Annotated in this window: 9 protein-coding genes; 3 read left to right on the top strand and 6 right to left on the bottom strand. The window is 51.5% G+C overall.

Features of this window, described 5'->3' with window-relative positions; translation table 11 throughout:
• The first annotated feature begins 159 nt into the window (after window positions 1-159).
• Window positions 160-1449: a hypothetical protein gene (locus tag IPH59_14480; protein ID MBK7092900.1), complete on the top strand. Its 1290-nt coding sequence runs from the start codon at window positions 160-162 to the stop codon at window positions 1447-1449.
• 94 nt (window positions 1450-1543) lie between these two features.
• Complete coding sequence (locus tag IPH59_14485; GenBank protein ID MBK7092901.1) at window positions 1544-1969, top strand: single-stranded DNA-binding protein; 426 nt, start codon at window positions 1544-1546, stop codon at window positions 1967-1969.
• Window positions 1970-2224: 255 nt separating this feature from the next.
• On the opposite strand, the gene IPH59_14490 is transcribed toward IPH59_14485, so the two are convergent.
• From IPH59_14490 to IPH59_14505, 4 genes are read right to left on the bottom strand one after another with little or no spacing between them, the layout of a single operon-like run.
• The gene (locus tag IPH59_14490) at window positions 2225-3610 is read right to left on the bottom strand and encodes an MBL fold metallo-hydrolase (protein MBK7092902.1); all 1386 of its coding nucleotides are present in this window, start codon (window positions 3608-3610) and stop codon (window positions 2225-2227) included.
• 2 nt (window positions 3611-3612) lie between these two features.
• Window positions 3613-5031, bottom strand: a complete 1419-nt coding sequence (locus IPH59_14495) for a trypsin-like peptidase domain-containing protein (protein ID MBK7092903.1) — start codon at window positions 5029-5031, stop codon at window positions 3613-3615.
• 2 nt (window positions 5032-5033) lie between these two features.
• The gene (locus tag IPH59_14500) at window positions 5034-5489 is read right to left on the bottom strand and encodes a universal stress protein (protein MBK7092904.1); all 456 of its coding nucleotides are present in this window, start codon (window positions 5487-5489) and stop codon (window positions 5034-5036) included.
• Window positions 5490-5502: 13 nt separating this feature from the next.
• On the bottom strand, window positions 5503-6963 hold the full coding sequence (locus IPH59_14505) for a sodium:proton antiporter (protein MBK7092905.1): 1461 nt from the start codon (window positions 6961-6963) through the stop codon (window positions 5503-5505).
• Window positions 6964-7139: 176 nt separating this feature from the next.
• Between IPH59_14505 and IPH59_14510 the strand changes: the two genes are divergently transcribed.
• Complete coding sequence (locus tag IPH59_14510; protein MBK7092906.1) at window positions 7140-8504, top strand: FAD-binding oxidoreductase; 1365 nt, start codon at window positions 7140-7142, stop codon at window positions 8502-8504.
• On the opposite strand, the gene IPH59_14515 is transcribed toward IPH59_14510, so the two are convergent.
• Window positions 8473-9363 (bottom strand): DMT family transporter, encoded by an 891-nt coding sequence (locus tag IPH59_14515; GenBank protein MBK7092907.1) that lies wholly within the window; start codon window positions 9361-9363, stop codon window positions 8473-8475. The genes IPH59_14510 and IPH59_14515 overlap by 32 nt on opposite strands.
• 18 nt (window positions 9364-9381) lie before the next feature.
• Entirely contained in the window at window positions 9382-11811 is a 2430-nt protein-coding gene (locus tag IPH59_14520) for a DUF2723 domain-containing protein (GenBank protein ID MBK7092908.1), read from the bottom strand.
• Between the last annotated feature and the right edge of the window lie 136 nt (window positions 11812-11947).

Consider the following 11947-nt stretch of genomic DNA (forward strand, 5'->3'; position numbering starts at 1 on the left):
GCGATAACACACCCCGTCTCCGAGCCTCATTCTTCGGCTCGGAGCCACCCCTCTCGAGAGGGGAACCAAAGCTCCGTCTATCAAACCTTGATCATAGATGCAGGTTCTTTGTTGACAAAAAGGCCGATTCTGGCGATATTGTATACAAGGAGGGTTAGCATGAAAAGGCTTTTCATTATTGGCATTCTGACGGGAATTGCATTCCTGTTAGTACAATGCAGCAAGCAATCCACACCAACAGACGAATCCGAAGTCTCGAATCCAATCACAATTCAAACTAGCGAAACTGCAACTTCGACTTATGCAGGCAGTAGTGCGCTTTGGGCAGAATATCGATGCCTTGAAGATGCGGCAGACAGCACATGCGATGTCCGGATACTTGAGATCGGTGATGCTGATGGCATGTTGTATCAGGTCTACTTAGATTCGGATGCCATTGAGAGTGAGTCAGGCCCGATATTGTTAAGCGGAAGCGGGTACGACTTGGCGGTGACGATCAAGTCGAGCCAGGGCGGCAAGGATGGGAGTTCGGGATCAGGTGGAAAACGGATGTTGACTATGACGATCCAGCCAACGCTGATTCCAAGGCTTCCCTATCCGCCATGTTATTCGACCAGTTCGCTGAGCCAGTCTCTTGCAACAAGACACTACACACTGGATTCGGCGCAGGTATCGCGAGACGATCTACTCACTTGGATAACTTACCGGGGTGGTTCGGCGGCGCCGCAGTTTTCATTGGTTACCTGGTATCCGGGTGTTGCCTCGACCGGCGATACAACGGATTGCTATTTGCGTTTTTCCGCAGCCGATACAAGTGGACCGCTGATTAAAGCACGATTGGGATTCAATCTGAAGCCACTTTCTGATATTATCGCGCAGAAAACTCCATGCCAGTGTTTGTCAACTTTGAGAGTGCTGCGCCCGCAGAACAACTGGCATTCGGGGTTTGAAGTGGCGGAGTTTGAAAGGACGGTGGCAGCAGAGGAACTGGAACCGCCAATGTCTCCAATTCCGCTGACAGAGGGGAGTTATTGGGTTTACCAGGTAAAGAAAACTGGATATGCTGGACAATGTGAGACTTGTGTTGATAGTGTTGCAGTAGTCAGTGTGACGCATGAAGCTTGCAAGGTTAGAATTCGCCTTAATAGGGCATTTGCGTTTCTTCCACGTGAACTCGAATACTGCAACGGCGATTACTTCAGGGACGGTAACTCGTTTGAATTCCCGACCGGTCCGTTTACGGATACAGCCATAGTTCCGATTGGTACTGTCTATAATTGTGCCGACTCTCGAAGTTCGTACTACGGTTCCGGATGGGGAACGCGCGTTACTACACTATCCGATGGTCTCGGAATTGTCCGGCACTCTGATGTTGAGGTCTCCGTGAGGTATGGTGTCGTTTCGAGCTACCTAGCAGAGCTCATACGATATCATATTGTCACAGAGTGAAAAATTGGCAGCGCGTGATCGCCACAAATGCGTTTGACAGGCCAAAGGCGAGTACCTATATTCTGCGCACAGCTAGAAAAGGAGTATTGCTGTTATGGCATCAGTAAATAAAGCCATCTTGATTGGCAATCTTGGCAAGGATCCGGAATTGCGCTATACCCCTGCCGGTGTCGCGGTTTGCACGTTTTCACTCGCCACGACCGAAAAATGGCGCGACAAGACGACGAATGAGCAGAAGGAAAGCACCACTTGGCACAATATCGTGCTGTGGCGGCGTCAGGCGGAAATCGCTAAAGAGTACTTGTCTAAGGGCTCGCCGGTGTATATCGAGGGCCGGATTCAGACGCGCAGTTACGACGACAAAGAAGGCGTGAAGAAATGGATCACCGAAATCGTCGGCGATCGTTTGCAGTTGTTGGGACGTCGCGGCGAAGGCGGCGACCATTCGACGCAGTCGGCGTCACCGGATCTTCCGGAGGCACCGCCAATGTCGGAGGATGACGACGATCTGCCATTTTAGGCGCTTAATCTCGGATTGACAATTTTCGGGGTGGAGACGGAAGTCTTCACCCTGATTTAGTTAGGCCCTCACCCTGCCCTCTCCCGATGGGAGAGGGAGACTCGCATTTCAAAGATAACTGGGTAGTACAGGTTTGCCTATCCTAACGCCTAATGCTCGGAGTTCTCTACAAGCAATGAGGCACCAAACGCAATAGGTCAGACAAGAATGTCTGACCTACCAGATGGATTTCTGATTATTTGCGGGCAAGTGCAGCTACAAAACGAAGGACTCGTCCATCTTGGGTTGGACAGTCTCCCACTTGCGTTCTTCGCGGAGATGCTGCGCCATAGCTTCAGACTGCTCTTTTTCACCGTGCGTAATGAACACTTTGCGCGGTTGATACTCCATTGGTTCGAGCCAATGCAGCAATTCAAACCAATCGGCGTGGCCGGACATTCCCTGGAAGTTAACGATACGGGCTTTGACATCTACAGGGACCTTGTGGATGTAAATCAGATCGGCGCCATCCATGAGTTTGCGTCCAAGCGTACCCTCGGCCATGAAACCAACCAGCGCCACCGTAGTTGTCGGATCGGGTAGGCGGTTGAGCAAATGATGCAGGATACGGCCGCCGGTGAGCATGCCGCTTGATGACAGGATAATCGCCGGTCCTTTAAGTTCGTTGAGAACTTTGGACGATTTGCGCGTGCGGTGAAGTGTGACATGTGGACCATCGAGCATCGAGTTATCACCCTGCAGTTTGTTCTGACCAATTGAGTGGTAGGATGAGAACTTTGAATAGATATCGGTTGCGGCGATAGCCATCGGCGAATCGATATGGACTGGGATTGGCGGAATGAACTTCTTGGCGATGAGCTGATTCACCAAATAGGTGATTTGCTGAGTACGTCCGATTGCAAATGCGGGAATGAGCAGGACGCTTCTTTCCTTCACGACTCGATTGATCAATTCCTCAAACACCGAAAAAGCGTCTTCGGCCGGATGCACTTTGCCGCCGTAGGTAGACTCGCAGACGAGATAGTCGCACATTGGCGGTTTTGACGGGTCGATTGTGAGCGGGTTGGCATAGCGACCGACATCGCCGGAGAAGAATATAGAACGCTTGTTGACGCCGTCATCCATTTCCAGTTCGACACCGGCGGCTCCGAGCAGATGCCCGGCAATGTGGTAGCGGAAACGAAACTCGGTGCCGATTGATTTCCATTCGCCGAAGTTGGCTTTGCGGAAGAGCTTGATTGTCAGTTCGGCGTCGTCCTCATCGAACAGCGGCAATACGGTTTCGTGGCGCGAAAGTTTCTTCTTCTGGCGATACTGGGCGTCTTCCATTTGCAGCATTGCCGTATCGAGGAGAGAAACCGCGGCGAGATCGACAGTTGGTGGAGTCGCATAAATGGGATTGGAAAATCCTTCGCGGACGATCTTAGGAAGGAAGCCAATATGATCGATGTGAGCATGGGTAAGAATTACAGCTTCGATGGCGGTCGGATCGAACGGCAGCGGCAGCCAGTTGCGTTCGCGCAGTTCCTTCGGACCTTGAAACATGCCGCAATCGACGAGGATGCGCTTGTCGTTGACTTCCACAAGATACTTTGATCCGGTGACAGTTCCGGCGGCGCCGTGAAAAGTGATTTTCATCATAGTTAGATCGTTTCCACTGGGATATAGAGTAATTCGCCGCGGCGTTCGACGTGCAGAACGGCCGTTGCGAGTTTGATACCTGAGACTACCGAACGCAATTGTTCGAGGCTCTCGACCTTGGTATTATTGACACTGTAAATGATATCACCGGGCTGTAGCGATTGTTCCCACATCTGCGTGGTTTGCGAGCGAGCGGCAACGACGATGCCCTTTGGATACCGCGTTTCGCCGAGCATACTCTGCAGCTGAGTTGTCAGTTCGATTGCCAGGATACCAAGTTGAGGAATGAGGTTTCGATCTGGCGTGACCATTGTCGTCAACATTTCTTGGAACGCCTGACGCTCGATAATTTCTACCTGCAGTTTCAGCGTGTCACTTCCCCGCAAGGCGGTGACGTTGACCATTGCTCCTTCGGCCTTTCCGTATAGATTGACCAAGAATTGGCGGCCATTTTCCATGGATTTGTTATCGAGCGAGAGAATCACATCGCCGATTTCAAGACCGGCGACATGCGCCGGTGAATTGGGGTAGACATCAGCGAGAATGACTCCTGACTGGCGCGTTAGGTTCAATCCTGCTGCAAGGGCGGGAGTAATTGTCTGCGCGTTTACTCCGATCTCGCCGCGACGGACGTAGCCATGTTCTTTAATCTGCGTGAAGATCGTGCGGACAATATTGCTTGGGGCGGCAAATCCGATTCCCTCGGCGCCACCGCCCTGCGATAGTATCGAAGTGTTGATGCCGATGATTTCGCCGTTTGAACCGACCAGCGGTCCGCCGCTGTTACCGGGGTTGATTGAGGCATCGGTTTGGATGTAGATCATCGGGCTCTCGGGACGGAGCTGCCGAGCGATGGCGCTGACGACACCCATCGTGACGGAATTTTCGAGACCCATCGGCGAGCCAAACGCGAAGACGATTTGTCCTTGCTTGACCTCGTCCGAATTACCAAGCCTGAGATATGGCAGATTGGTTTCGTCGATTTTCAAAAGGGCGAGATCAGTTTCCAGATCGACGCCAACGATTTGTGCGCCAACGACACGACCGCGAGGCTTGACAATTGACTGCGAACGGCTCACATCACTGGCTGTCGGCGACAACATCACCTGGATTCGTTGTGAGCCTTCGATGACGTGCGCATTCGTAATGATGTAGCCGTCAGGGCTGAGAATGACACCAGAGCCGCCGCTGCGCTGGCGAGTAAGGAGTCCTTCTTCGGACCAGAAGCCGCCTTCACCGGGAGTGTAGCCCGTGGCCACAATACCGACGATAGCCGGAGCGGTACGCTCAACAAGATTTCGGGAAGCGGCGCTCAGTTTCTCGATTTCAAGAGCTGTCGACTGCGAGTTGGCGCATTGATAAGTGATAAGCAGAAACGTTAGCAACAATGAGTTGAAGAATAGTGATTTGCATTTGGGCATAGCTATTCCTGCTTGGAAACCGGTATGACAAGAATCGGAATCTGGGTGTCGCGAACGAGCTGTTCCGAGTCTGAGCCGTGTAAATGTTCCCTAAGGTGAGTACGGCCGGTAGTAGTTATGATTATCAGGTCGCATTGATTCTCGTCACCGGTCGCGAGAATCTCATCACGGTGGTTCCCTTCGCGCAGGAGGATTTTGTATGGCAGATCGCCGCCACCAGCTAGCTTGAGCAATTCCTCAAGTCTGGACTTGGCAGTAACGGCGATCTCCTTTTCATCCTTCAAGAATTCCTGGGTCGAAACGCGCAGCATTTCCAGTTCCCCTTTGCGCATGAATTCGGGATGGACGTTGAGAAGGATTAACTCCGAGTCAAGTGCCCGCGCCAATTCCACCGCGGCTCGAATCGACGCAAGCGATTGTTCGCTCAAATCGGAGGGCACGAGAATCTTCTTGAACATTATGGTTACCTCCCTATGTAAAGAAAACAAAAGTCATCAATATGAAGAGCGGGATGAGAATTGCAACCGACCACAACATGTAGCCGAAAAAACTCGGCATTGGAACCTTGGATTCTTCAGCGATTGAACGGACCATGAAATTCGGTGCATTGCCAATATATGTATTCGCGCCGAAGAATACAGCACCAGCCGAAACTGCTGTCAGGTCGATGACAAACTGAGCCGACATGGGATGAGCTAAGGTTCCCGAAAGTATGCCGGTTACCTGCGCGGGAGCAATTCCGAGATCACCAAGCGCCATGTTAAAGAATGTCAGATAAGTCGGAGCATTGTCAAGAAATGATGATAGTAACCCGGACACCCAGAAGTAGCTAGCCGGCGAATGCACTGCGGCGACAATGGCGCTTGCGGCGCCAGTCTTGCCAGCCTGCAGAATCAGCAGTGGCGCGACTATGCTCATGAAAATTCCGACGAAGAGGAACGCGACTTCTTTGATCGGGAACCAGGTGAATCCGTTGGCTTCGCGGTATTCGGCTTTGGTGGTCTTGAGGCTCAATATCCCAAGGACGACAATCAAGACATCACGCAGGATCGACTGATAGGTAAAATGCAGTCCGGCGAATTGAAGTTCTCCCAAATGGAGACTGCCGGAAAGCAAAACGGCAATCACAATTCCAATCAGATACAGGAAATTGGCACCGCCATGAATCTTGATTGGCTGAGGAGTTGAGGGAGTCTGGGCAACACCCTTCGTCTCGCGGCGATAGAGATACATCTCGATCGCTGTATACAGTATTGTCAGATATGCCACAGAGAAGAGGAGCTTATTCCACATCTTGAATGTCCAGAAGAACGGCACTCCGTTCAGGAATCCGAGGAACAGAGGCGGATCGCCCAAAGGTGTAAGTAGGCCACCAACGTTGGCGACAAGGAAGATGAAGAACACGACAGTGTGAACCTTGTACTTTCGTTCCTTGTTCGCCCGAATCAAGGGACGAATCAGCAGCATCGCAGCGCCGGTAGTTCCCATCCATGATGCTAAGATGGTTCCGATAAGAAGTATCACGACGTTGACTGCCGGCTTGCCGACCAGGGAGCCCTTGAAGTAGATTCCGCCCGAGACAGTGTACAGCCCCCATAGGAGTATGATGAACGGCACATACTCGCCCAGCAAGACATGCAGCAACTCATGCATTCCGGTGCCGCCATAGACCATGACAAATGGAATGGCAAACAGCAGTCCCCAGCCAAAAGCAATCTTTGGGAAATGGTGGTGCCAGAACGCTGGGGCAATCATCGGAATCAGTGCGATCGACAAGAGAATTCCGACAAACGGGATACAACTCCACAACGGAAGTTGTTGACCAAGCTGTAGCTTGGCAGCAGCTTGCTGGCGCGCCTCGACAGCCTTTACGTTGCTTTCATACTGCTCTTGGGTGTTGGCAGCAGTCAATGAACCGGCAAAAATGGTCATAGCCACCAGCAGAAGCAGGCTTAATCTGATGAACTTTGTCGACAATGTGAGTCCAGATTCAATCATAATTGGAAGGAATAATAGCCAGAAATCAAGACGAGGTCAAGCAGTCTTCGCCGATTCAGAATGTAGATTCGTGGCTTGATTCTGTGGTCGTGATTGGTTAGAATTGAATCATGAATCTGCTGGTAGATTTGAGAGCGATTGTCTCCCCTGAGAATGTAATCGACAACAGGACCGCGTTGGAAGCGGCCGCGATTGATGAGTCTTCCCTATCTCCGGTGATGCCGGCGGCGATTGTCCGTGTATCAACGACCGATGAGATCCAGAAGGTCGTGCGGTATTGTCACGACAATCGAGTAGCGCTAACTGTGCGCGCCGCCGGAAGTGCACTTGAGGGGAGCGCCATACCCTGCGAAAACGGGATTGTGCTTGACGTATCCGGAATGGACAAAGTGATTCAGTTCTGGCCGGAAGATCTTCAGGTCAAAGTCGAACCGGGAGTCGTTTACGAGAAACTAAACGAGATTCTCAAGCGGGAGTCCCTGTTCTTTCCTCCCTCTCCGGGCGGAAGCTCTGATGTCGCGACGATTGGGGGAATGGTCTCGACAAATGCCAGCGGTATCTACTCGGTGAAGTATGGCGGCACGAAAGATTTCGTGCTGGAGCTTGAAATTATCGACGGCGCCGGGAAATATCATCGACTGGGCAACCGAGCAATCAAGCGGTCATCGGGATACAATCTGGTTGACTTGATTTCCGGATCTGAAGGAACACTGGGTGTGATAACCTCTGTGACGCTTCAGCTACGAGGGATTCCGGAAGGAAATCGCAAAGCGGCTTTCAAGTTTCGATCAGAATACGAAGCGGCACAGGCGGTCTCTGAGATGATGCGTTATGGGCTGGATTTGGCGGCTGTGGAGTTTCTTGACCGCAACGTCATTGAAGCCCTGAACCTTCTGAATCATTACGATCTCGAAGAAGTGCCCTGCCTGTTCATCGAGGCGCACGGATCGGAAGAGGTGCTGGCAAGTAATATTGAATCGGCAACTCAGATTGCGGAGGAGCTTGGCGGTGAAGTACTCACGCTCAAGGGCGGGCAGAATCCGTGGGAGATCCGGCATTATGTTACCAATGCGATCAAGTTGCGTCGCCCCGGATATACGATTATTCGCAACGATGCAGCGCTGCCGATTTCGAGACTGCCTGAGATAATCCAGTATTGCCGCGAGCTGTCCGAAGAATCGGGACTGCTGATTCATGCCTTCGGTCATGTGGGAATGGGGTTGATTCATGCATTGATATTGGCGCGTCGCGATGATTCAGGCGAATGGCAAAAAGGGCTTGAAGTAAATCGGAAGATCATCTTGAAAGCAGTCGAGTGCAATGGAACGATTTCAGGCGAGCACGGAATTGGTCTTGGCCACAAGGCGATTTTCAATGTCGAGCATTCTGAATCAATCGAATTGATGCGTCAGCTAAAGCGAGTTTTTGATCCGAACGGAATACTTAATCCTGGGAAGATATTTGATCCGGCTTAGGTGACACCTTTCTTTCGAATGTAGCAATCAACACTCCTACCAAGATTAGTGCTCCTCCAATCAAGAAGTGGCTTTCAAGCTTTTCATCGAGCAAGAGATAGCCAAGTCCGATCGCAACCAGCGGTTCGAGAAATGTCATCAGCGACAGCGCCACAGCAGACACGCGCTTGAGCAAGTAATACCAACCGATGAAGGCAACACCGGTGCCGAGAATTGCCAGATAGAGCAACGAACCAACGTTGGCGACGTTGATGTCGAATTGAATTGGCAGTTCAAACATCATCGGCGGGATCAGGACCACCAGCCCGGCAGGTATTTGCAGAATCGACAATTGCGCGGCGGGGATTTCCTGCAAGTCGCGTTTAATCAATACAGTTGCCCAGGAGCAGAAGAACGAACTGAGCAGGAGCGAGAGCATGCCCAACACTGGACCAGTGAGAGACAGGTTGTTGGAAAAGAGCGCGACGGTACCTGAGAAACCGACAATCATGCCAATGACTACTTTCTTGGTCAGTCGTTCTTGCGGCAACAGGATGTGAGCAATAATACCGGTGAAAAAAGGCATAGTGGCGAAGAGGACGGCAGCGAGCGAGGAATCGATTTCCTTCTGCCCGACATAGATGAACAGAAAGTTCAGACCGTACATCAGGAAACCGGCGACGAAGATCTTACGGCGAATGTGCGGTATTGCCGGGAGCCGGTAACGCCAGATACGAAATGCAAGTCCGAGCAAGAGAAATGCAATCACGAAGCGAACGACGGCGAAGGTAAATGGCGGGATGGATTCGAGCCCGATCTTGACAACGACCCAGGTCGAACCGAAGAGGATTAGCGTGATTGTATATAGCAGTACTATCACGCTAAATCTGTCGCTTTTCTAAAACTGACCGGAGGAGATTGATCTCGCGGCGGGATCTCCGGGATTGGTTTTGAGATACTCGCGCGCCACCCGAACAGCGTCTTCGCGTCGGCCATTTTGGATATAGAGAGAGACAATTGCCCGGAACGCAACCGGCGACACCGGATCAATGTTATACGCCAATTCACTATAGTGGATAGCTTCAGTGCCACGACCAAGGTACTGCAGGGCAAGCGCCTTGTATTGGTAATAATAGATGTTGTCCGGGTTGAAAGCGATCAACTTATCGATGTACTTGAAATAAGCCTCGTACATTGAGTCGGTTTCCGCCTTTGAGAAGCCACGGATTTTTGCCATGCGCGTGTAGCTTTGCCAGAACTCGGGGAAACTCTCGATCATGTCGTCGGTAACAGTCAGGGCAAGCGCTGTATCACCGCGCGACTCAAGGTAATCGACGAACTCCATACCGGACTGCACAGAACCAATTATCAAAGTAGTTGCAACTTCTTCGCGGAAGACCTTCGGATCATTGATGCCATTGGTTCGATACACGTTCAAGAACAAGTCTTTGCTGGTTTCAATATCCCATGCCCCGCGGCTTTCCTGCGGGACAATCTGGTACAGCCAACCGCGACGCAGATTGTGTTCAGCGAGCGGGTATTTTACCTCGGTAGGAAGCATGCCGGAGAACAGCACCGGATACTTCCACTGGTTAGCCGATATGATCTGCTCGACCATTTGGTGGGCGACCGTCGTGACTTGTCCCGTTTCTTGGTCGCGATAAGCCATCAACAAATGCTCCCAACCGCCGCGAAGGTGGTCGACATACGGTTTGCGCGGCCGGGTCGATTCGAGACTTTCCCATTTCATTTGTTCGTCAGAGAGATTGATTGGCACACCCATTTGATGTTTGAGCTGAAGTTGGTACCAGTCGGTTTGAATAAGCGAGAGATTAGCAATACGGACATCGCGGCGAATTCCGTAGACCTCCTGCAAGCACCAAAGCGGGAATGTGTCGTTGTCGCCGCCGGTGAAGAGGATCGCATCCTGCGGACACGACATCAAATAGTTGTACGCGTAGTCGTAGGCAAGGAAGTTATTGGAGCGATTGCTCATATTGAAATTTGCGCCAACTGTTATTGCCGGGAGAATGAGTGTAATTGTGCCAAGAGCGACAGCGACGATAGTCTTGCCTTGTAATTTGAGCCAGTCGATCAGGAAGTTGAGAACAACGAATAGACCCATCCCGATGCAAAGCGCAAATGTCAGGAAACCGGGCGTGAAGAAGTAATCGCGGTCGCGTACTTCGAGTTTATTAAGGCCGGTGGACGGATCGATCATCGAGCCGTCGGCAAAGTTCATATAAAGAACCAGCCCGATGGTGCCGGCAAAGAGGATGAGTCCGAAGAAAGTCCCTACTCGCCACTTCCACTTGATCAAAGCAATGATGCCGATAATCGCGAGGATGAACGGAATTGTGAATAGTATCCCGCCGATACCAAACTGATCCATCAGAAAACCACCGAAGCCGATGCGCGGGAAGTCGCCAAGCTGGTGTTCCCAACTGCCGCGTCGTTTGAACATCTTTTCGAACATTGACTCAGAGCCATATTGCTTGCGCTGGAGATAGCCATAGAAACGTTCCCAATCGGCTGGGTTGTTCTGATTGATCGCCGGTTTTTCGGCGGCGCGAATCGGAATGTAAGCGTGAGCTGAGAAGCCGATCATCGCGGCAACGCTGAGTCCGAGCGCGAGTCCCCAGCCAGTATCGCGCTTCTGGATGAAACCGATCAAGGCAATCACAAGCCAGACGGGAACCAGTACTAAGAACCAGGCAATGTTCGCAGCAACAGTAAACAAGACAATGCCGCTGATCCAGAAACGATAGTCTCTGCGCAAGCGCTCGTCGACTGAAATGACGAAGATAAATATCGCCGGCATAGCAAGGAACGAAGTCATGTGAACCGCAACGGACAGCAGACTCAGATAGGCGATCATGATCAGGTACTTAATCGACGACGACTGGTGGCGGTTGTCGTACCAAAGCAGCGAGAGCCAGATCAGGGCGAAATAGATTGCCATCGCGATGGCGTAGACTTCTGCCTCTACGGAATTCGCCCAATTCGTGCGGCTAAACGCGAATAACAATGCACCGGTAATTGAGCAAAGGTACGCCAGCAACTGACGGCCGCGATTGTCAGCGACACCAGGGAGAAAACGCAGAAGCCGCACCGAAACGACATATCCGATTGTTGCAGCTGCAACGCTGCTGAATACGGACATCAAGTTAATGCGGTATGAGATGTCGGCTGCAATCGGCAGCATTGAGAATATTCGTCCAAGCAAAAGATAGAGAGGGTTTCCCGGCGGGTGGGCAATACCGAGGATGTAGGAGCAAGCAATGTACTCGCCGCAATCCCAGTAAGGCACCGATCGTTGGACGGTCATCAAATAGACAATGAGCGATACCAGGAATACAATGGCGCCACCGGCAAGATAGGCGTAGTCGCGTGTTTTATTCTGAAACAGTGTCGTGCCTCTCTACTTCACAAAAGGTTCTCTTCAGCCGACAAATATATAGAAA

It is taken from the genome of bacterium (assembly GCA_016708315.1).
In the GTDB taxonomy this organism is placed as follows: domain Bacteria; phylum Zixibacteria; class MSB-5A5; order CAIYYT01; family CAIYYT01; genus JADJGC01.

Bases quoted from the DNA above. Each gene is read 5' to 3' on its own strand.
- IPH59_14480 (MBK7092900.1), top strand. From the start codon at position 160: ATGAAAAGGCTTTTCATTATTGGCATTCTGACGGGAATTGCATTCCTG.
- IPH59_14485 (MBK7092901.1), top strand. From the start codon at position 1,544: ATGGCATCAGTAAATAAAGCCATCTTGATTGGCAATCTTGGCAAGGAT.
- IPH59_14490 (MBK7092902.1), bottom strand. From the start codon at position 3,610: ATGATGAAAATCACTTTTCACGGCGCCGCCGGAACTGTCACCGGATCA.
- IPH59_14495 (MBK7092903.1), bottom strand. From the start codon at position 5,031: ATGCCCAAATGCAAATCACTATTCTTCAACTCATTGTTGCTAACGTTT.
- IPH59_14500 (MBK7092904.1), bottom strand. From the start codon at position 5,489: ATGTTCAAGAAGATTCTCGTGCCCTCCGATTTGAGCGAACAATCGCTT.
- IPH59_14505 (MBK7092905.1), bottom strand. From the start codon at position 6,963: ATGACCATTTTTGCCGGTTCATTGACTGCTGCCAACACCCAAGAGCAG.
- IPH59_14510 (MBK7092906.1), top strand. From the start codon at position 7,140: ATGAATCTGCTGGTAGATTTGAGAGCGATTGTCTCCCCTGAGAATGTA.
- IPH59_14520 (MBK7092908.1), bottom strand. From the start codon at position 11,811: ATGACCGTCCAACGATCGGTGCCTTACTGGGATTGCGGCGAGTACATT.